The following is an 18,947-nucleotide window of genomic DNA, read 5'->3' on the forward strand; positions in this document are numbered from 1 at the left end:
CCCTTATTGAGTGTCGGCCGCACGCGGTGCGGGGCTGGAGCGGTAGTCGGCACGGCGCTTGAGCTGGTACTCGCGCACCGCGCGGTTGTGCTCGGCCAGGGTATTGGAGAACACGTGGCTGCCGTCGCCCTTGGCCACGAAGTACAGCGACTTGCCATCGAGCGGATTGAGCGCGGCATGGATGGCTTCGCGGCCGACCATGGCAATCGGCGTCGGCGGCATGCCGTCGATGGTGTAGGTGTTGTAGGGCGTCGGCGTGCGCAGGTCGGCACGGGTGATGCGGCCGTTGTAGCGCTCGCCCATGCCGTAGATCACGGTCGGGTCGGTCTGCAGGCGCATGCCGATACGCAGGCGGCGGACGAAGACGCCGGCAATCTCGCCGCGCTCTTCCGGCACGCCGGTTTCCTTCTCGATCAGCGAGGCCATGATCAGCGCGTCGTAGGGCTCGCGATAGGGCAGGCCCTCGGCGCGCTTGTCCCACTCCTCGGCCAGCACCGCCTCGAGGCGGGCATTGGCCTGCTTGAGCAGGTCCTCGTCGCTCATGCCGCGCACGTAGCGGTAGGTATCGGGAAAGAAGCGCCCTTCCGGGTTCTGCCCGGCCAGCCCCAGGCGCGCCATCAGCTCGGCGTCGCTAAGCTCGGCCAGGCGTTGCTCGAGACGCTCCTGGCGCGCCAGGGCGGTGCGCACCTGGCGGAAATTCCAGCCCTCGACCAGGGTCAGGCTGTACTGCATCACCTCGCCGCGCTGCCACAGGCCGAGCATGTCCTTGGCGCTCTGCCCGGGCAGCAGGCGATATTCGCCGCTGTGCAGGGCCGGAGCGCGCAGGTTGAAACGCCAGTACAGGCGCAGCCAGAAGGCGTCGTCGATCACGCCCTCGCTTTGCAGACGATTGAGCAGGCCACTGGGAGTGGCGCCGGACGGCACCTCCAGCAGCATTTCCTCGCTCAGTTGCAGGGGCTGCTCCAGCGCCTTCTGCTGTTGCCAGGCGGCCCCGATCACCAGCAGCGCAGCCAGCAGCACGCCGCACTCGAGCAGCACCAAGATCTTGCGTAGCACTAATCAGATATCCAGTAAGTCGCGGACGATGGTCTGCAGTTTACGGGTGAGCGGCCCGACCGGCCAGTGCTGCGCCTGCAGGGCCCGTACCGGCCAGACGCCGTAGAGGCTGTTGCAGAGAAAGACTTCGTCCGCCGCCAGCAGTTCGTCATGGCCGATGTCGCGTACTTCCACCGGCACCCCGAGTGCCCTCGCCTGCTCCAGCAATTCGGCGCGCATCACCCCGGCGACGCCGCAGCGCGACAGCTCGGCGGTCAGCAGAGCACCGCCGCGCACCAGGAACAGGTTGCTGTAGACCCCTTCGATCACCCGCCCGCTGGCATCGCACATCAAGCCCTCGGCGTGCTCGGCATCCTGCCATTCGGCGCGAGCCAACACCTGTTCCAGGCGATTGAGGTGCTTGAGCCCGGCCAGCAGCGGCTGCTCGGCCAGACGGGTGACGCAGGGAAACAGGCGCACGCCCTGCTCGCCATGCGCGGCGGGATACTGCGGCAGCGGCGCCGCCTGCAGGATACGCAGCGGCTGACAGGGCTGCGGTGGCGCATAGCCGCGCTGACCCTCGCCGCGGGTGACGATCAGCTTGGCCACGCCCTCGCCGAGCTGCCCGGCGAAGGCCTGCAGCTCGCTTTCCATCAGCGCGAGGTCGAGGGGAATGGCCAGGCGCCGACAGCCCTCGGCCAGGCGCGCCAGGTGCCGCGCCAGCAACGGGATGCGCCCGCCACGCACGGCGATGGTCTCGAACAGACCATCGCCGTAAGCCAGGCCACGGTCACGCACCGACAACTGTTCGCCGGGCGCGCCGTTGACCCAGCCCGGCATCAGCCGTGGTACCGACGGAACAGCAGCGAACCGTTGGTGCCGCCGAAACCGAAGGAGTTGGACAGCGCCACCTCGATCGGCATGGCCTTGGCCTGGTGCGCGACGAAGTCCAGGTCGCAACCTTCGTCCGGCTCGTCCAGGTTGATGGTCGGCGGCGCCACCTGGTCGCGGATCGCCAGCACGCTGAAGATCGCCTCCACCGCACCGGCCGCGCCGAGCAGGTGGCCGGTCATCGACTTGGTCGAGCTGACCGACAGCTTATAGGCGTGCTCGCCGAACACGCTCTTCACCGCCGCGGCTTCGGCGATGTCACCGGCCGGAGTCGAAGTGCCGTGCGCGTTGATGTACTGCACCTGGTCGGCGTTGATGCCGGCATCGCGCAGGGCGGCGGCCATGCAACGCGCGGCACCGGCGCCATCCTCGGGCGGCGAGGTCATGTGGAAGGCGTCGCCGCTCATGCCGAAGCCGATCAGCTCGGCGTAGATGGTGGCGCCACGCGCCTTGGCGTGTTCCAGCTCTTCCAGCACCAGGGCGCCGGCGCCGTCGGACAGTACGAAACCGTCGCGGCCCTTGTCCCACGGCCGGCTGGCCTTGGTCGGCTCGTCGTTGCGGGTGGACAGCGCCCGGGCCGCGCCGAAGCCGCCCATGCCCAGGCCGCAGGCGGCCATCTCGGCGCCGCCGGCGACCATCACGTCGGCCTCGCCATAGGCGATGTTGCGCGCGGCCATGCCGATGCAGTGGGTGCCGGTGGTGCATGCCGTGGCGATGGCGTAGTTGGGGCCCTGCAGACCCAGGTGGATCGACAGGAAGCCGGAAATCATGTTGATGATCGAGCCGGGCACGAAGAACGGCGAAATGCGCCGCGGCCCCTGCTCGTGTAGCGACCTGCAGTTGTTCTCGATATTGGTCAGGCCGCCGATGCCGGAGCCCATGACCACGCCGATGCGCTCACGGTTGGCGTCGGTGACTTCCAGACCGGCATCGCGCATCGCCTGGAAGCTGGCGGCGAGGCCGTACTGAATGAACAGGTCGAGCTTGCGCGCCTCCTTGGCGGAGAGGTACTCCTCGACGTTGAAACCCTTGACCGACCCACCGAAACGGGTGGAGTAGGCGGACAGGTCCATGTGCTCGATCAGGCCGATGCCACTGCGCCCGGCCAAAATGCCCTGCCAGCTGCTCGGCACATCGTTACCCAGCGGCGACAACATGCCCATACCGGTAACCACGACGCGTCTACGCGACACAGCAATCTCCTCTTGTTCTGCCTGATAGCGCCGGAATGCGCCTTGCACGTAAAGAAAAACCGCACGCCTGATGAGGGCAGTGCGGCTTTTCCGTGTCGGGAAGCGACGGTGACTTATTGCGCGTGCGCGGTCACGTAGTCGATGGCTTCCTGAACGGTGGTGATCTTCTCAGCTTGCTCGTCCGGGATCTCGGTCTCGAATTCCTCTTCGAGAGCCATCACCAGCTCGACGGTGTCAAGGGAGTCGGCACCCAGGTCTTCGACGAAGGAAGCGCTGTTGGTGACTTCCTCTTCCTTCACGCCCAGTTGCTCGGCAACGATTTTCTTGACGCGTTCTTCGATGGTGCTCATACCTTGTTTTCACTCCTATTGGACAAATCCAGGCAGCTAGCTGGTAGCGGCCAAGTGTATAGAAAGGGTTTTTAGCATTTCAAGCTGAATGCCGGGGAGCCCCCAGGAACACTTCAACGATCTGTCTATAAACCTGTTGCAGCTTTATAACGGATTTTAGACAGCCACTATGACAGTTTTCTGAAGGCGCTCGTCACATTCAGCTCATATACATTCCGCCGTTCACGGGGATAGTAGCCCCAGTGACGTAGGCTGCGCCATCGGAGGCGAGGAAGGCCACCACCTTGGCGATCTCCTCGGCCTGGCCCAGACGGCCCAGCGGAATCTGGGTCAGCAGCGCGTCGCGCTGGGCTTCCGGCAGTTCGCGGGTCATGTCGGTGTCGATGAAACCGGGGGCCACCGAGTTGACGGTGATCGCCCGCGAACCCACTTCACGCGCCAGGGCACGACTGAAACCTTCCAGGCCGGCCTTGGCCGCGGCGTAGTTGACCTGCCCGGCATTGCCCATGGCGCCGACGACGGAGCCAATGTTGATGATGCGGCCGAAACGCGCCTTGGTCATCCCGCGCAGCACCGCCTTGGATAGGCGATACAGGCTGTTGAGGTTGGTGTTGATCACGTCGTACCACTCGTCGTCCTTCATCCGCAGCATCAGGTTGTCACGGGTGATGCCGGCGTTGTTGACCAGGATCAACGGCTGACCAAGATGTTGCTGGATGTGTTCCAGGGTGCTGGCGACCGACTCATCGTTGCTCACGTCGAGCACCAGGCCGGCGCCTTCGACGCCGTTGGCCTTGAGGGTTTCGGCGATGCGCTCGGCGCCCGAGGCGCTGGTGGCGGTGCCGATGACGATGGCGCCCTGACGGCCCAGCTCCAGGGCAATCGCCTGGCCGATACCGCGGCTGGCGCCGGTGACCAGCGCGACCTTACCTTGCAGACTCATGTTCGTTCTCCTTGCTCAGGCCAGAGCCGCGCGGGCGGCGGCAAAGGCATCCGGGGTATCCAGGTTGTGGGTGTTGACGCCCTTGACGCAGCGTTTGTTGAGGCCGCCCAGCACATTGCCGGGACCGCACTCGACTAGGTCGGTGACACCCTGCTCGGACAGACGCACCATCGACTCGACCCAGCGCACCGGGCTGTAGAGCTGCGCCAGCAGGTCGGCCTTGAGGGTGGCCAGGTCGGACACCACGGCGGCGCTGACGTTCTGCACCAGCGGAATCTGCGGTGCCTGCCAGGCGATGGCCTCGACCGACTCGGCGAAACGCTCGGCAGCCGGCTTCATCAGCGCACAGTGCGACGGCACGCTGACCGGTAGCGCCATGGCACGCTTGGCGCCACGCGCCTTGCACGCCTCGATGGCACGCTCGACGGCAGCCGCGCTGCCGGCGATCACCACCTGGCCCGGGGCGTTGAAGTTCACCGCGCTGACCACATCGCCCTGCGCCGCTTCGGCGCAGGCTGCCAGCACGTCGGCATCGTCCAGGCCGAGGATCGCGGCCATGCCGCCCTGCCCGGCCGGCACGGCCTGCTGCATCAGTTTGCCGCGGCGCTCCACCAGCTTCACCGCATCGGCGAAGCCCAGGCTGCCGGCGGCGACCAGCGCGGAATACTCGCCCAGGCTGTGGCCGGCGACGAACGCAGGCCGCGCGCCGCCCTCGGCCTGCCACAGACGCCACAGGGCGATGGAGGCGGCGAGGATGGCCGGCTGGGTCTTGTCGGTCTGGTTCAGTTGCTCTTCCGGGCCCTGCTGGGTCAGCGCCCAGAGGTCGTAGCCGAGCACTTCGGAGGCTTCGCCGAAGGTGTCGATCACCAGCTGCTGCTGGACACCGTGCTCGGCGAGCATGGCCAGGGCTTGCGAACCCTGACCGGGGAAGACGAATGCGAGGGATGCAGACATGGATAAGTCCCTTGAGTCGGAAAACCAGCGCCAGGGCAAGCCTGGCGCAGCGAACTGACAGTTGGATGACAGGCCGTCGGCCGTGGTCACATCCTACAGCAACAGATCCTCGAGGCGACCGTGCAGGCGCTGCGGCAGATTCTCCTGCACCTCGCGCAGCGCGCAGCGAATCGCGCTCTGGAAACCCTCCTGCCCCGCTGCGCCATGGCTCTTGACCACGATGCCCTGCAGGCCGAGAAAGCTCGCGCCATTGTGCTGCGCCGGCGCCAGGTCGGCCTTCAGGCGGCGCAGCAACGGCATGGCCAACGCCCCCACGGCCTGGGCGAACAGGCCCTGGCGGAACAGCGCCTCGACCCGCCCAGCGATCATCTGCGCCAGGCCCTCGCTGGACTTGAGCAGGATATTGCCGACGAAACCGTCGCACACCACCACATCGGCCTCGCCGCGGTACAGGCCGTCGCCCTCGATATAGCCGACGAAGTTCAGCCCACGCGCCTGCTGCAGCAGACTGGCCGCCAGCTTGACCTGCTGGTTGCCCTTGATGTCCTCGGTGCCGACGTTGAGCAGCGCCACCCGCGGCCGACTGACGCCTAGGGTCTCGGCCGCCACCGCGCCCATGATGGCGAACTGGTAGAGATGCTCGGCACTGCAATCGACATTGGCCCCCAGATCCAGCAGGTAGCAGTGGCCGCGCTCGGTGGGCACCGGACTGACCATGGCCGGCCGGTCGATGCCCGGCAGGGTCTTGAGCACATAGCGCGACAGCGCCATCAGCGCCCCGGTATTGCCGGCACTGACGCAGGCATGGGCCTGGCGCTGACGCACCAGCTCCAGCGCCACGCGCATCGAGGCATCGGGCTTGCCACGCAAGGCCTGCGCCGGACGCTCGTCCATGGCGATCACTTCGCCGGCGTGATGAACCTGCAGGCGTGCGCGATCGACGCCGGGCTGGCGGGCGAGCTGTTCTTCGATAAGGGGGGCTTGACCGACGAGGGTCAGGTGCAGCGAGGGGAATTCGGCCAGCGCGGCAATGCAGGCCGGAACAATGCAGTGGGGACCGAAGTCCCCACCCATTGCATCAATCGCGATGATCGAGGCGGACAAGGATTACTCGTCGGCGCCCTTGTCGATCACCTTGCGACCGCGGTACACGCCTTCCGGAGAAACGTGGTGGCGCAGGTGAACTTCACCGGTGCTCTTCTCTACGGACAGGGTGCTGGCCTCGAGGGCGTCGTGCGAACGACGCATGTCGCGGGCGGAACGGGATTTTTTGTTCTGCTGAACAGCCATAACTGATTAACTCCTAAACGTTTGGGTCACGCTTTAACTGCGCCAATACACTGAACGGGTTGGACCGCGATACCTCGTCCTCGCCCGGTTCGATCTCGTCGAGACCGTCCGGCTGCTGGCAATCACCTGGGGCGTGAGCAGGAACGATGGGCAGGGCGAGGAGCAATTCATCCTCGACCAGGCCCAGCATTTCAAGCGGCTCTTCGCCCACTTCCAGCACGTCGTAGCCCTTCGGCAAGGACTGAGTGTTCGCTCCAACCCGAACCACGGCGTATTCACATTCGCTGCGGATGGGTAGCGCGACCAGCTCCAGACAACGCTGGCAGACCATTTTGACCTCAACCTCGAGCTCGCTGCGGATGACCACAGTTTTCTGCTCGTCACGCGCGAAGTGAAACTTCGCCTGAACCACGCCAGCCGTACCGGCAAGCGGGTCGCAGAGACGCGGCAGGCTGGCCAGTTCGAGTTGCCCTTCTAGGGTAACTTCGCGGTCGGCGAGCTTGCGCGGATCAACGTGAGGTGGAATCGGCCCATTCAACATAGGCGCAGCATTCTAGGGATGCACCCTGCCCCTGTCAAAGGAAATTCGGCCTGTCGCGGCACCTGGCGGCTCTTTAGAATGGCCTCCTTATATATAGGAGCTTCATATGCCGCTGCTACTCGCCTCCAGCTCGCCCTATCGCCGCGAACTGCTCGCCCGCCTGCAACTGCCCTTCAGCTGGCAGTCGCCAAGTATCGACGAGACGCACCGCCCCGACGAGACCGCCACAGAGCTGGTCAAACGCCTGGCCGAGGAGAAGGCCCGCGTCCTGGCCACCAGCCACCCGAATCACCTGATCATCGGCTCGGATCAGGTCGCTGCGCTGGACGATGGCCAGATTCTCGGCAAACCGCACGACCTGGAGCGCGCCCAGGCGCAACTGCGCGCCGCCAGCGGCAGCAGCGTCACCTTTCTCACCGGCCTGGCGCTGCTCGACAGCGCCAGCGGCCGCTGCCAGGTGGACTGCGTGCCCTTCACCGTGCACTTTCGCCAGCTCGACGAGGCGCAGATCCTGCGCTACCTGCAGCGCGAGCAACCCTTCGACTGCGCCGGCAGCTTCAAGTCCGAAGGCCTGGGCATCAGCCTGTTTCGCAGTACCGAAGGCGAAGACGCCACCAGCCTGATCGGCCTGCCACTGATTCGCCTGGTCGATATGCTGCTCAACGAGGGCATCGAGATTCCCTGACAGCCACGAAAAAGGCCTGACAAGCAGGCCTTTTCGCACACGGCAGAGAAATCAGCGCAGCGTCGGCCCCTGAAAGCCCATCCACAGCGCGATACGATCGGCCACGCTGGTGCCCAGGCGTTTGGCGAAGCGATCGAACGGCGTGTCGCGCACGGTGAAATCGACGATCTCCTTCGCCCCCACCACCTCGCGCGCCACATAGCTGGCACTGCCCAGGGCGTCGATCAGCCCCAACTGCAACGCCTGCTCGCCCGACCACACCAGCCCGGAGAACAACTCGGGATTCTCCTCGACCTTGAGCCGCTCGCCACGCCCCTGCTTGACGCTGTCGATGAACTGGCGATGAGTGGTTTCCAGCACGCTCTTCCAGAACTGGGTTTCCTCTTCCTTCGGCGGCTGGAAGGGATCGAGGAAGGCCTTGTGCTCGCCCGAGGTGTAGACCCGACGATCCACGCCCAGCTTCTCCATCACCCCGACAAAACCGAACCCCGCCGCCGTGACGCCGATGGAGCCGACCAGACTGGCCTTGTCGGCGTAGATTTCATCCGCCGCACTGGCGATGTAGTAGGCGCCGGACGCCCCCAGGTCGCTGATCACCGCATAGACTTTGGTCTGCGGGTATTCGCCGCGCAGGCGGCGGATCTCGTCATAGATGTAGCCGGACTGCACCGGACTGCCGCCCGGGCTATTGATGCGCAGAATCACACCCTTGGTATTGGCATCCTCGAAGGCGGCGCGCAGGCTGCCGACCACCTTGTCGGCACTGGCCGCTTCCTGATCGGCGATCATCCCGCGGATCTCGATCAGCGCGGTATGCGCCCCGGCCGTCGAGGCCTTCTTCAGATCCAGCATCGGCACGAACAAGGCCAGCGCCACGAACAGGTAAACGAAGGTCAGCAACTTGAAGAAGATGCCCCAGCGCCTCGAGCGACGCTGCTCCTGCACGCTGGACAGCAGCGCCTTCTCCAGCAATTTCCAGCTCTTGGCATCCTCGGCCTCGGGCGACGCCGATGACTTCCACTCATCCGACATATTCATTCACCTCTATCGAGCGCTTCGCCGCCTGACCATCCAGCCAGGTGCGCAGCTCATTGAATTGGTTGATCGCCAGCCGCGGCGCACATTCGCGCAGCACCGACAATGGTTGAGCCCCGAAACCGACCGCCACCGCATCCATCCCGGCATTGCGCGCCATCAGCAGATCGAAGGTCGAGTCGCCCACCATCAGCGCCTGCGCCGGCTCCATCCGACAATGTCGCAGAATCTCATGCAGCATGCGCGGGTCGGGCTTGCTCGCGGTCTCGTCGGCGCAACGGGTGACGTCGAAGTAATCCAGCCAGCCCTTGTCCGCCAGCACCCGCTGCAGGCCATGGCGCCCCTTGCCGGTGGCCACCGCCAATCGATACCCCTGCTCACGAAAGGCTTCGAGCGACTCGCTCACGCCATCGAACAGCGGCGAAGGCTCGGTTTCCAGCGCCAGGTACTGCTCGCTATAGCAGCGGCGAAAGGCTTCGATGCACGCCGGATCGCGGAGTTCCGGATAGAGCGTCTGGATCGCCCGCCCCAGCTCCAGGCCGATGATGCCGCGCACCTCGACGTCGCTGCGGCGCGGCACGCCGCCGACATCGGCGGCGCGATGCATGGCCTCGACGATGCGCCCGATGGAATCCACCAGGGTGCCGTCCCAATCGAAGATCAGCAGCCGATAGTCAGGCACTCAGACGCTCCAGGGTACGCGCCCACATCTCGTCCACCGGCGCCTCCAGGCGCAGCTCGCCGCCATCGGGCAGCGGCACGACCAGCTCATAGGCATGCAGGAACAGGCGCTTGCCGCCCAGCTCGCGGATCTCGCGGGTGAACTCGTCATCACCGTACTTGGAATCACCGGCGATCGAGTGCCCGGCATGCTTGGCATGCACGCGGATCTGATGGGTACGGCCGGTCACCGGCTTGGCCTCGACCAGGGTGGCGAACTCGCCGAAGCGGCGCAGCACGCGGAACAGCGTCAGCGCCTCCTTGCCCTCGCCATCGACCTCGACCATGCGCTCGCCAGAACGCAGGTTGCTCTTCTGCAACGGCGCATTGACCTGCTTCTTGGCGGTCGCCCAGTGGCCGCGCACCAGCGCCATATAGCGCTTGTCGACGCCGTCGCCGCGCAGCGCCTCGTGCAGGTGGCGCAGCATGCTGCGCTTCTTGGCGATCATCAAAAGGCCGGAGGTGTCGCGATCCAGGCGATGCACCAGCTCCAGATCCTTGGCCTCGGGACGCAACTGGCGGAAGGCCTCGATCACGCCGTAGTTGAGACCGCTGCCACCATGCACGGCGATGCCGGCCGGCTTGTTCAGCACGATCAGCGCCTTGTCCTCGTAGACGATGGCCGCCTCCAGGCGCTCGAGCAGGCCCTGCGCCAGCGGCTCGGGCTCGTCGCGTTCGGCCAGGCGCAGCGGCGGCACGCGCACGATGTCGCCAGCCTGCAGCTTGTACTCGGGCTTGATCCGACCCTTGTTCACCCGCACCTCACCTTTGCGCAAGATGCGGTAAATCAGGGTCTTGGGCACGCCCTTGAGCTGTGTCCGGAGGAAATTGTCGATGCGTTGGCCGGCGAGTTCCGGTGCAACCTCGATCAGCTGAACGCCGGAGGTTGGAGAGGCGGGAGTAGTCATCGCGCAATCATAACAATTTTTTATGGAATTGAAGCACTTAATCATTGCTGCTATAGTCGCGAACGCCGCCAAAAGCGGCCTGGCTTGCGGATGATCGCCAAACTTGCCATCCCCTGCCCGCGCAACCCATTGAGGACGTGAGGCCGTCCGACGGATTCTTCGGCTTAGAAAGGCCGCAAAAGGCCGCGAAGAGTTCGGAAATAAAGCCTTGAGTATGATGCGCGATTCGCCCGGTCGGGCGGTCGCGGTAACTGACAACCGCTGCGGAATCCGCGCGCGGCACCCGATTTTCAGCGATACGTGTAGGGTGGAGATGTACAACTGTCGGACTGCGTAGCACATCGCTTGATCAAAGACGCCTCATCTCGTCCGCTACCGCCAGTTGATTCCTCCTCCTGACTGAGTGCTTCTGTCACCACAGCAAGCAGGAGACGTCCGTCGCGACCGCAGCCCGATAGTGGCTGGCCGTCGCTAGACAGTGGAACGATTTACGACCGTTTCTGACGCGCCTGACACCGACCCTGAGAGTCGTGTGTGCCTGACGTGGCTTCCGGCAGCCCCGGAACCCATTGGTACCACATGAAAAGAATGCTTATTAACGCGACTCAGCCCGAAGAGTTGCGTGTTGCCCTGGTAGACGGCCAAAAACTCTACGACCTGGACATCGAGTCCGGCGCCCGCGAACAGAAGAAGGCCAACATCTATAAAGGCCGCATCACCCGCGTCGAACCCAGCCTTGAAGCCGCCTTCGTCGATTTCGGCTCCGAACGCCACGGCTTCCTCCCCCTCAAAGAAATCTCCCGCGAATACTTCTCCAAGGCCCCTGAAGGCGGCCGCGTCAATATCAAGGACGTGCTCAAGGAAGGCCAGGAAGTCATAGTCCAGGTCGAGAAGGAAGAACGCGGCAACAAGGGCGCGGCCCTGACCACCTTCATCAGCCTGGCCGGTCGTTACTTGGTGCTGATGCCGAACAACCCGCGTGCCGGTGGCATCAGCCGCCGCATCGAAGGCGAAGAGCGCAACGAACTGCGCGAAGCGCTGAACGGCCTCAACGCCCCGGCCGACATGGGCCTGATCGTGCGCACCGCCGGCCTGGGCCGCTCCAGCGAAGAAATGCAGTGGGACCTCGACTACCTGCTGCAGCTGTGGAGCGCCATCAAGGAAGCCTCCACCAGCCGCCCCGCCCCGTTCCTGATCTACCAGGAATCCAACGTCATCATCCGCGCCATCCGCGACTACCTGCGCCAGGACATCGGCGAAGTGCTGGTCGACAGCGTCGAAGCCCAGGAAGAAGCGCTCTCCTTCATCCAGCAGGTGATGCCGCAGTACGCCAGCAAGATCAAGCTGTACGAAGACAGCGTGCCGCTGTTCAACCGCTTCCAGATCGAAAGCCAGATCGAAACCGCCTTCCAGCGTGAAGTGAAGCTGCCGTCCGGTGGCTCCATCGTCATCGACCCGACCGAAGCCCTGGTCTCCATCGACATCAACTCGGCGCGCGCCACCAAGGGCAGCGACATCGAGGAGACCGCGCTGCAGACCAACCTGGAAGCGGCCGAGGAAATCGCCCGCCAGCTGCGCCTGCGCGACATCGGCGGCCTGATCGTCATCGACTTCATCGACATGACCCCGGCGAAGAACCAGCGCGCCGTCGAGGAGAAGGTGCGCGAAGCCCTGGAGGCCGACCGCGCCCGCGTTCAGGTCGGCCGCATCTCGCGCTTCGGCCTGCTGGAAATGTCCCGCCAACGCCTGCGTCCGTCCCTGGGCGAGACCAGCGGCATCGTCTGCCCACGCTGCAACGGTCAAGGCATCATCCGCGACGTCGAATCGCTGTCGCTGGCCATCCTGCGCCTGATCGAAGAAGAAGCGCTGAAGGATCGCACCGCCGAAGTCCGCGCCCAGGTGCCGATCCCGGTCGCGGCCTTCCTGCTCAACGAGAAGCGCAACTCGATCACCAAGATCGAACTGCGCACCCGCGCGCGCATCGTGATCCTGCCCAACGATCACCTGGAAACCCCGCACTTCGAAGTGCAGCGCCTGCGCGACGACAGCCCGGAAGCCCTGAGCGGCCAGTCCAGCTACGAAATCACCGCCACCGCCGAGAGCGAAGAAGCCCAGCCGGCTGCCGCTACTCGCACCCTGGTACGCCAGGAAGCCGCGATCAAGGCCGCCCCGCGCAGCAGCGCACCGGCTGCCGCCGAGCCGGCCGCCGCACCGCTGGCCCCGGCCCCCACGCCGGAGCCGAGCCTGTTCAAGGGCCTGGTCAAGTCGCTGGTCAGCCTGTTCGCCGGCAAGGAAGAAGAAGCCAAGCCGGCCGTGGTGGAGAAGAAGAGCAGCGAGCGTCCGCCGCGCGAAGAGCGCCGCAACGGTCGTCAGCAGAGCCGCAATCGCGGCGGTCGTCGCGACGAAGAGCGCAAGCCGCGCGAAGAGCGCGCCCCGCGTGAAGAGCGTCAGGCCCGCGAGCCGCGCGAAGAGCGTCAACCGCGTGAGGAGCGTGCTCCGCGCGAGGAGCGTGCTCCGCGCGAAGGCCAGGAAAACCGCCGCGAGCGCAAGCCGCGCGAAGAGCGTGCCCCGCGCGAGGAACGCGTGCGCGAACTGCGCGAGCCGCTCGACGGCAATGCCGTAGAAGCCCGCAGCGAAGAGCCGCGCGCCGAGCGCCCGCCGCGCGCCGAGCGTCAGGAGCGTCAACGTCCGCCGCGTGAGGAGCGTCAGCCGCGCGCCGAACAGGCCGAGGCCCTGCAGGATGAAGCCCTGCAAGACGAAGCCCTGCCGAACGAGGAGCAACTGCAGGACGACGAGCAGGACAGCAACGAGGGCGAGCGCCCGCGTCGCCGTTCGCGCGGCCAGCGTCGTCGCAGCAATCGCCGCGAGCGTCAGCGCGATGCCGACGGCAACCTGATCGATGGCGCCGAAGAAACCGCTGAAGGCGACGCGCAGAGCGCCCAGGTCGCCGTAGCCGCCGCCACGGCAGCCGCGGTAGTGGCCGCCAGCAGCGACGAACAGCCCGCGGTCGAAGTGCAGGCCGTCGAGCCGGTTGCAGCGCCCGCCGCGCAAGTAGCCAGCGAAGAACCCACCGCGCCGGTAGAGGTCGCTGTCGCCGCTGAACCGAGTGAGCCTGCGGTGGTAGCCGAGCAGGTCGCCGAAGTCGTGGTCGAGGCTGCTCCGGCTGCCGAAGTCCAGGTCGTCGAAGCGCCGGCAGCCGAACCAGCGGCTGCGCCAGCCGCTGTGCAGGAAGAAGCCCCGGCAGCCGTGCCAGAAGCTCCGGTTGCCGCGGCGCAAGAGCCGGTTGCCGCGGCTCCGCTCAGCAGCGGCGGTCGCGCGCCGAACGATCCGCGCGAAGTGCGCCGTCGTCAGCGCGAAGCCGAGCGCCTGGCCCGCGAAGCCGCCGAGGCCGCCGCCGCTGCTCCGGCCGAGCAAAGCGTTGCCGCCGAAGCCGAGGCCGCTCCGGTCGAAGCTCAGCCGGCCGTTGCGACCGAGCAAAGCGTCGAAAGCGCCCCGGTTGCCAGCGAGCAGGTAGTGGTCGAGCCGAGCGAAGCCGTTCAACAGCCGAGCGAAGCAACCGACGAACAGCCGAACGCCGAGAGCGAAGTGGAAAGCGAGAAGGAAGAGGTCAAGCCGCAGGTTTGATGCTCGGCTCGCAATGAAAAAGGGGATGCCTAGGCATCCCCTTTTTTATGTCTGGGCGAAAAGCGCCTTGGACTTTGCACGTTCGCGGCTGAAGCCGCTCCTACGAGAGCGGTGCAGTTCCTGTGGGGGCGGCTTTCGGCTCTGGCATCCTGCTTCGCCCTACCTCCTGCATCCATGCAGTGGTATCCGCGAATGGGCTCGAACCTGGCGCTCAGAGCACGTTGGGTTCGATTTCCAGCTCGACGCCGAAGCGCGCCTGAATATCCGCCTGGATACGCCGCGCCAGGGCCAGCAGTTGCTCGCCGCTGGCCTGGCCATAGTTGACCAGGACCAGCGCCTGCAGGCGGTGCACCCCGGCATCGCCGTCGCGAAAGCCCTTCCACCCTGCCCGCTCGATCAGCCAGCCGGCGGCCAGCTTCAGCAGCCCCTCGCCCGCCGGATAGCCGACCAGATCGGCATGCTCGGCGCGAATGCGCTCGGCGACCGCGTTCGACACCAGCGGGTTCTTGAAGAAGCTGCCGGCATTGCCCAGCTCGGCCGGATCCGGCAGCTTCTCGCTGCGGATGGCGCAGATCGCCCGGCTCACATCGCTGGCGGTCGGCGCCTCGATGCCCATCGCGGCCAGGCGCTGGCGCACCGGGCCATAATCCAGGCGCAGCGCCGCCACACGGCTCAGTTGCAAGCGCACGCGCAGGATCAGCCAGCGCCCCGCCTCGCGCTTGAACAGGCTGTCGCGGTAGGCGAAGGCGCATTCGTCCAGGCTGAAGTCGCGCAGCTCGCCGCTCTGCCGATCCAGCGCGGTAAGGCCGACGAACAGGTCCTTGAGCTCGACGCCATAGGCGCCGATGTTCTGCATCGGCGCGGCGCCGACGGTGCCGGGGATCAGACTGAGGTTCTCCAGACCGTTGAGCCCCTGTTCCAGGCTCCACAGCACGAAGGGATGCCAGGGTTCGCCGGCCTCGGCCTCCACCAGCACCCGTTCGCCGTCGTCTTCGAGGATGCGAATGCCGCGACTGGCCATGCGCAGCACCAGCGCCTCGACATCGCGGGTCAGCAGCAGGTTGCTGCCGCCACCGATCACCAGCAGCGGCAGATCATGTGACTCAGCCAGGCGCAGCGCTTCGCGCACTTCGTCGTCGTTATGGGCTTGGGCAAACAGTCGGGCGCCTACCTCGACGCCGAAGCTGTTGAAGGCCTTGAGCGAAACCTCGCTCTGCAGAAGCAGGTTCACAGGCGCCCCCTGATCTCGGCCAGCAATGCCTCGCTGGCCTGCTCGATCAGATCCAGCACCTGCTCGAAGCCGTCTTCGCCGCCGTAATAAGGATCAGGCACATCGTCCAGGGCCAGCTCATAGCGACGCAGATAGAGGTCCAGATCCGCCTGGGCACCTGCCGGACGCAGCGCCTGCAGATTGCGCAGATTGCTCTGGTCCATGGCCAGGATCAGGTCGAAGCGCTGAAAATCGGCCGCCTCGACCTGCCGCGCGCGCAGCGCCGACAGGTCATAGCCGCGGCGCTGCGCGGCGATGCGGGTGCGGCTGTCGGGCGCCTTGCCGACATGCCAGTCGCCGGTACCGGCGGAATCCACCTGCACCCGATCCTCCAGGCCGGCGGCGCGCAGCTTGTGGCGCAAGACGCCTTCGGCCGTGGGCGAACGGCAGATATTGCCCAGGCAGACGAACAGGACTTTCATCAGGCCCCCAGCAGGCGGCGCACCCGCTCCAGGTCTTCGGCAGTATCCACGCCGGCGGCCGGCGCCTCGAGGGCATCGGCGACATGGATGCGCACGCCGTGGTACAGCGCGCGCAGCTGCTCCAGGCACTCGGTGTCTTCCAGCCAGCACGGGCCCCAGGCGACGAAGTCGTGGAGGAAACCGGCGCGGTAGGCGTAGATGCCGATATGACGACGATAGGGCACGCCGGCCGGCAGTACGTCGCGACTCTGGGCGAAGGCGTCGCGCGCCCAGGCCAGCGGCGCGCGGCTGAAGGTCAGGGCCAGGCCATTCTTGTCGGCGACCACCTTGACCACACTGGGGTTGAACAACGCCTGGACGTCCTCGATGGGCTCGGCCAGGGTGGCGATAGCGGCCTGCGGATTGGCCGCCAGGTTGGCCGCCACCTGGTCGATGATCGCCGGCGGGATCAGCGGCTCGTCGCCCTGCACGTTGACCACAATGGCATCGTCGGCCAGGCGGAGCTGGCTGGCGACCTCGGCCAGGCGGTCGGTGCCGGAGTTGTGATCCTCGCGGGTCAGCAGCACCTCGGCGCCGAAGGCCTGGCAGGCCTCGACGATGCGCGCATCGTCGGTGGCCACCACCACACGGGCGGCGGAACTCTTCTTCGCCTGCTCCCAGACGCGCTGCACCATGGGCTTGCCGGCGATGTCCTGCAGCGGCTTGCCGGGCAGGCGGGTGGAGGCGTAACGGGCGGGAATGACGACGGTAAAGGCTGCGCTCATTTACTTGTCCAGGCGCTCGTCGGTGCTGAGGGTGCGCGCCTCGCTTTCCAGCATCACCGGGATGCCGTCGCGAATCGGGTAGGCCACGCCGGCGCCCTTGCTGATCAGTTCGGTCTTGTCTTCGGAGAGCTGCAGCGGGCCCTTGCAGATCGGGCAGGCGAGGATATCGAGCAGTTTAGGGTCCATGGCGGAGTCCTTGATGGGGTCACGAAGACCCCGGTATGAGGCGGGCCAACTCCTTGTCCAACCAAGCGACGAAGGCCGGCGTGGGCACGGCATCGACGGCCAGGTACCACCAGTCGGCGGCGGCGAAGGCCCGGCATTTCACCGCATCCTTCTCGGTCATCAGCATGGGCAGCGGCGGCTCGAAACGGAGCTGCGCGGCGTCGTACTGGGCATGGTCGGCGAAAGGGTGCGGAACCGGTCGCCAGTTTAGCGCTTCGAGGCTGGCGAAGAAACGCTGCGGGTTGCCGATGCCGGCTACCGCATGCACGGCCTGGCCGGCGGGGAAATGATCCAGGGGCACGCGCTCGCCGCTGGCCAGGTTGACCAGGGCGGTGGGCTGCAGGCGGAAGGCGTAGCCGTCGGCGCGATCGGCCTCGGCGCCGTTGAACAGCACGGCGTCCACCTCATCGAGGCGTTCGGCCGGCTCGCGCAGCGGTCCGGCCGGCAGGCAGCGGCGGTTGCCCAGGCCGCGGGCGGCGTCGATCAGCACCAGTTCCAGGTCGCGCGCCAGGCGGTAGTGCTGCAGGCCGTCGTCGCAGAGGATCAGATCCAGCGGCTCCTCGGCCAGCAGCGCACGCACCGCACGGCCGCGATCCGGGTCGATCATCAGCGGCACAGCGGTGCGCTGGACGATCAACAGCGGCTCGTCGCCGGCCTGCGCCGCCGGCTGCTCGGCGCGCACCCGCCAGGGCAGGCTCGGCGGCGTGGCGCCATAGCCGCGACTGACCACGCCAACCTTGAGGCCGCGGGCACGGCAGTGCTGGATCAGAAAGAGGATCAACGGAGTCTTGCCGGTGCCGCCGACGGTGATGTTGCCCACCACCAGCACCGGCACCGGCGCGCGGTAGATCTCGCCCGCGCCAGCGAGAAAGCGCGCGCGCTTGCCCTGCACCACGCGGCGGTACAGCCACTCCAGCGGGCGCAGCAGTACCAGCGCCGGATGGCCGCGGTACCAGGCGTCGAGCAGACGGTCGGCAGCGCTCACTTAAGGGCTTTCCTGTGCTTCCACCGTGGTGATGCGCAGGTGTGCGAAGCCCAGCTTGCCGGCCGCGTCCATAGCGGTGATCACCGCCTGGTGCGGGGTCTTGCCGTCGGCGCTGATGATCAGCGGCAGGCTGTTGTCGCCGTCGGACTCCTTCTGCAGCGCCGCCATCAGGTTGCTCAGGTTGCTTTCCAGCAGCGCCTTGCCGTTCACCGAGAAGGCGCCATCGGTGCCGATCAGGATCTCCAGCTGTTTCAGCTCGGTCTGCTCCGGCGGCGTGCCGCTGACGGCCTCGGGCAGGTCGACCTTGAGCTGGGTTTCGCGGGTGAAGGTGGTGGTGACCACGAAGAACAGCAGCAGGATGAATACCACGTCGATCAGCGAAGCCAGGTTGATCTCGACGCTCTCCCGCGGTTTGCGCCGGAATTTCACGCCTTGCCCTCGCCCAGGTCGACGTCGCGGTCGCCCTGCACCATTTCCACCAGCTTGATCGCCTCCTGCTCCATGCCCACCACCAGCTCGTCGACGCGACGCTGCAGGTAGCGATGGAAGAACAGCGCCGGAATCGCCACCATCAGGCCGGCGGCGGTGGTGATCAACGCCTTAGAGATACCGCCGGCGAGCATCGGCGCATTGGCCATGCCCGAGCCCATGAAGGAGCTGAAGATTTCGATCATGCCCAGCACGGTGCCGAGCAGGCCGAGCAGCGGGGCGATGCCGGCGATGGTGCCGAGGGCGTTGAGGTAGCGCTCCAGCTCATGGATGACGCGGGCGGCGGCCTCCTCGATGCATTCCTTCATGATCTCGCGACCATGCTTGGAGTTGGCCAGGCCGGCGGCGAGGATCTGCCCCAGCGGCGAATGCTCGCGCAGTTCCTTGAGCTTCTGGTTGTTGAGCTTCTTGTCCTTGATCCAGCGCCAGACCTGGGCCAGCAGGTTGGCCGGGGTGACGCGGGCGGGCCGCAGGGTCCACAGGCGCTCGGCGACGATGCCGGCCGCGGCGATGGAGCAGAGAATGATCGGCAGCATCATCCAGCCGCCAGCTTTGACCAGTTCCCACACGGTAGAGAATCCCCCTCGAAAAAGTGGCGCCACTCTAGCATAGGGTGCCGCCCT

General features: G+C 66.2%; 21 protein-coding genes. 2 read left to right on the top strand and 19 right to left on the bottom strand.

Annotated elements, in window-relative coordinates:
* Positions 1-3 precede the first annotated feature (3 nt).
* The 9 genes from mltG to ACIGFL_RS13110 form a co-directional block, all read right to left on the bottom strand.
* Positions 4-1,056: an endolytic transglycosylase MltG gene (mltG, locus tag ACIGFL_RS13070; protein WP_397497460.1), complete on the bottom strand. Its 1,053-nt coding sequence runs from the start codon at positions 1,054-1,056 to the stop codon at positions 4-6.
* 3 nt (positions 1,057-1,059) lie between these two features.
* Positions 1,060-1,875, bottom strand: a complete 816-nt coding sequence (gene pabC, locus ACIGFL_RS13075; RefSeq protein WP_397497461.1) for an aminodeoxychorismate lyase — start codon at positions 1,873-1,875, stop codon at positions 1,060-1,062.
* Positions 1,875-3,119, bottom strand: coding sequence for a beta-ketoacyl-ACP synthase II (gene fabF, locus ACIGFL_RS13080; RefSeq protein WP_031303625.1), 1,245 nt, complete (start codon positions 3,117-3,119; stop codon positions 1,875-1,877). The genes pabC and fabF overlap by 1 nt, the downstream gene beginning before the upstream one ends.
* Before the next feature lie 113 nt (positions 3,120-3,232).
* Entirely contained in the window at positions 3,233-3,469 is a 237-nt protein-coding gene (acpP, locus tag ACIGFL_RS13085; protein WP_003245177.1) for an acyl carrier protein, read from the bottom strand.
* Positions 3,470-3,668: 199 nt separating this feature from the next.
* Positions 3,669-4,412: a 3-oxoacyl-ACP reductase FabG gene (fabG, locus tag ACIGFL_RS13090; RefSeq protein WP_021445437.1), complete on the bottom strand. Its 744-nt coding sequence runs from the start codon at positions 4,410-4,412 to the stop codon at positions 3,669-3,671.
* Positions 4,413-4,427: 15 nt separating this feature from the next.
* Complete coding sequence (fabD, locus tag ACIGFL_RS13095; RefSeq protein WP_397497462.1) at positions 4,428-5,366, bottom strand: ACP S-malonyltransferase; 939 nt, start codon at positions 5,364-5,366, stop codon at positions 4,428-4,430.
* Between the two features lie 93 nt (positions 5,367-5,459).
* Complete coding sequence (gene plsX / locus ACIGFL_RS13100) at positions 5,460-6,470, bottom strand: phosphate acyltransferase PlsX (RefSeq protein WP_397497463.1); 1,011 nt, start codon at positions 6,468-6,470, stop codon at positions 5,460-5,462.
* Positions 6,471-6,473: 3 nt separating this feature from the next.
* Positions 6,474-6,656 carry a 50S ribosomal protein L32 gene (gene rpmF / locus ACIGFL_RS13105; protein WP_003245185.1) on the bottom strand — a complete coding sequence of 61 codons (183 nt, stop codon included), beginning with the start codon at positions 6,654-6,656 and terminating at the stop codon, positions 6,474-6,476.
* Positions 6,657-6,669: 13 nt separating this feature from the next.
* Entirely contained in the window at positions 6,670-7,197 is a 528-nt protein-coding gene (locus ACIGFL_RS13110) for a YceD family protein (protein ID WP_397497464.1), read from the bottom strand.
* A gap of 106 nt (positions 7,198-7,303) precedes the next feature.
* Between ACIGFL_RS13110 and ACIGFL_RS13115 the strand changes: the two genes are divergently transcribed.
* Positions 7,304-7,882 carry a Maf family protein gene (locus tag ACIGFL_RS13115; protein ID WP_397497465.1) on the top strand — a complete coding sequence of 193 codons (579 nt, stop codon included), beginning with the start codon at positions 7,304-7,306 and terminating at the stop codon, positions 7,880-7,882.
* 51 nt (positions 7,883-7,933) lie between these two features.
* Here ACIGFL_RS13115 and sppA read toward each other — a convergent pair whose 3' ends face one another.
* The 3 genes from sppA to rluC are packed head-to-tail and all read right to left on the bottom strand — an operon-like array spanning position 7,934 to position 10,545.
* Positions 7,934-8,914: a signal peptide peptidase SppA gene (sppA, locus tag ACIGFL_RS13120; RefSeq protein WP_397497519.1), complete on the bottom strand. Its 981-nt coding sequence runs from the start codon at positions 8,912-8,914 to the stop codon at positions 7,934-7,936.
* Complete coding sequence (locus ACIGFL_RS13125; RefSeq protein ID WP_397497466.1) at positions 8,904-9,599, bottom strand: HAD-IA family hydrolase; 696 nt, start codon at positions 9,597-9,599, stop codon at positions 8,904-8,906. The genes sppA and ACIGFL_RS13125 overlap by 11 nt, the downstream gene beginning before the upstream one ends.
* Entirely contained in the window at positions 9,592-10,545 is a 954-nt protein-coding gene (gene rluC / locus ACIGFL_RS13130; RefSeq protein ID WP_397497467.1) for a 23S rRNA pseudouridine(955/2504/2580) synthase RluC, read from the bottom strand. Before rluC ends, ACIGFL_RS13125 begins: the two co-directional genes overlap by 8 nt.
* 579 nt (positions 10,546-11,124) lie before the next feature.
* On the opposite strand from rluC, the gene rne reads away from it, so the two are divergent.
* On the top strand, positions 11,125-14,169 hold the full coding sequence (rne, locus tag ACIGFL_RS13135; protein ID WP_397497468.1) for a ribonuclease E: 3,045 nt from the start codon (positions 11,125-11,127) through the stop codon (positions 14,167-14,169).
* A 211-nt stretch (positions 14,170-14,380) separates the two neighbouring features.
* Here the strand turns inward: rne and murB are convergent, their stop codons facing one another.
* From murB to ACIGFL_RS13170, 7 genes are read right to left on the bottom strand one after another with little or no spacing between them, the layout of a single operon-like run.
* A complete protein-coding gene (murB, locus tag ACIGFL_RS13140) occupies positions 14,381-15,400 on the bottom strand; it encodes a UDP-N-acetylmuramate dehydrogenase (protein WP_397497469.1) in 1,020 nt (339 codons plus the stop codon).
* Entirely contained in the window at positions 15,397-15,861 is a 465-nt protein-coding gene (locus ACIGFL_RS13145; RefSeq protein WP_397497470.1) for a low molecular weight protein-tyrosine-phosphatase, read from the bottom strand. The genes murB and ACIGFL_RS13145 overlap by 4 nt, the downstream gene beginning before the upstream one ends.
* Positions 15,861-16,625, bottom strand: a complete 765-nt coding sequence (gene kdsB / locus ACIGFL_RS13150) for a 3-deoxy-manno-octulosonate cytidylyltransferase (protein ID WP_397497471.1) — start codon at positions 16,623-16,625, stop codon at positions 15,861-15,863. The genes ACIGFL_RS13145 and kdsB overlap by 1 nt, the downstream gene beginning before the upstream one ends.
* Positions 16,626-16,811: a Trm112 family protein gene (locus ACIGFL_RS13155; protein ID WP_021444518.1), complete on the bottom strand. Its 186-nt coding sequence runs from the start codon at positions 16,809-16,811 to the stop codon at positions 16,626-16,628. It abuts the gene before it with no gap.
* A 19-nt stretch (positions 16,812-16,830) separates the two neighbouring features.
* A complete protein-coding gene (gene lpxK, locus ACIGFL_RS13160) occupies positions 16,831-17,835 on the bottom strand; it encodes a tetraacyldisaccharide 4'-kinase (RefSeq protein ID WP_397497472.1) in 1,005 nt (334 codons plus the stop codon).
* Positions 17,836-18,264 (bottom strand): biopolymer transporter ExbD, encoded by a 429-nt coding sequence (locus tag ACIGFL_RS13165; RefSeq protein WP_021445184.1) that lies wholly within the window; start codon positions 18,262-18,264, stop codon positions 17,836-17,838.
* A complete protein-coding gene (locus ACIGFL_RS13170) occupies positions 18,261-18,893 on the bottom strand; it encodes a MotA/TolQ/ExbB proton channel family protein (RefSeq protein WP_003245211.1) in 633 nt (210 codons plus the stop codon). Before ACIGFL_RS13170 ends, ACIGFL_RS13165 begins: the two co-directional genes overlap by 4 nt.
* Positions 18,894-18,947: the final 54 nt, after the last annotated feature.

This window comes from Pseudomonas sp. NPDC077649 (assembly GCF_044542855.1).
In the GTDB taxonomy this organism is placed as follows: domain Bacteria; phylum Pseudomonadota; class Gammaproteobacteria; order Pseudomonadales; family Pseudomonadaceae; genus Aquipseudomonas.

Coding starts and splice junctions, on each gene's coding strand:
- acpP (WP_003245177.1), bottom strand. CDS start 3,469: ATGAGCACCATCGAAGAACGCGTCAAGAAAATCGTTGCCGAGCAACTG.
- ACIGFL_RS13145 (WP_397497470.1), bottom strand. CDS start 15,861: ATGAAAGTCCTGTTCGTCTGCCTGGGCAATATCTGCCGTTCGCCCACG.
- sppA (WP_397497519.1), bottom strand. CDS start 8,914: ATGTCGGATGAGTGGAAGTCATCGGCGTCGCCCGAGGCCGAGGATGCC.
- kdsB (WP_397497471.1), bottom strand. CDS start 16,625: ATGAGCGCAGCCTTTACCGTCGTCATTCCCGCCCGTTACGCCTCCACC.
- pabC (WP_397497461.1), bottom strand. CDS start 1,875: ATGCCGGGCTGGGTCAACGGCGCGCCCGGCGAACAGTTGTCGGTGCGT.
- ACIGFL_RS13115 (WP_397497465.1), top strand. CDS start 7,304: ATGCCGCTGCTACTCGCCTCCAGCTCGCCCTATCGCCGCGAACTGCTC.
- ACIGFL_RS13110 (WP_397497464.1), bottom strand. CDS start 7,197: ATGTTGAATGGGCCGATTCCACCTCACGTTGATCCGCGCAAGCTCGCC.
- rne (WP_397497468.1), top strand. CDS start 11,125: ATGAAAAGAATGCTTATTAACGCGACTCAGCCCGAAGAGTTGCGTGTT.
- rluC (WP_397497467.1), bottom strand. CDS start 10,545: ATGACTACTCCCGCCTCTCCAACCTCCGGCGTTCAGCTGATCGAGGTT.
- rpmF (WP_003245185.1), bottom strand. CDS start 6,656: ATGGCTGTTCAGCAGAACAAAAAATCCCGTTCCGCCCGCGACATGCGT.
- fabD (WP_397497462.1), bottom strand. CDS start 5,366: ATGTCTGCATCCCTCGCATTCGTCTTCCCCGGTCAGGGTTCGCAAGCC.
- fabG (WP_021445437.1), bottom strand. CDS start 4,412: ATGAGTCTGCAAGGTAAGGTCGCGCTGGTCACCGGCGCCAGCCGCGGT.
- ACIGFL_RS13155 (WP_021444518.1), bottom strand. CDS start 16,811: ATGGACCCTAAACTGCTCGATATCCTCGCCTGCCCGATCTGCAAGGGC.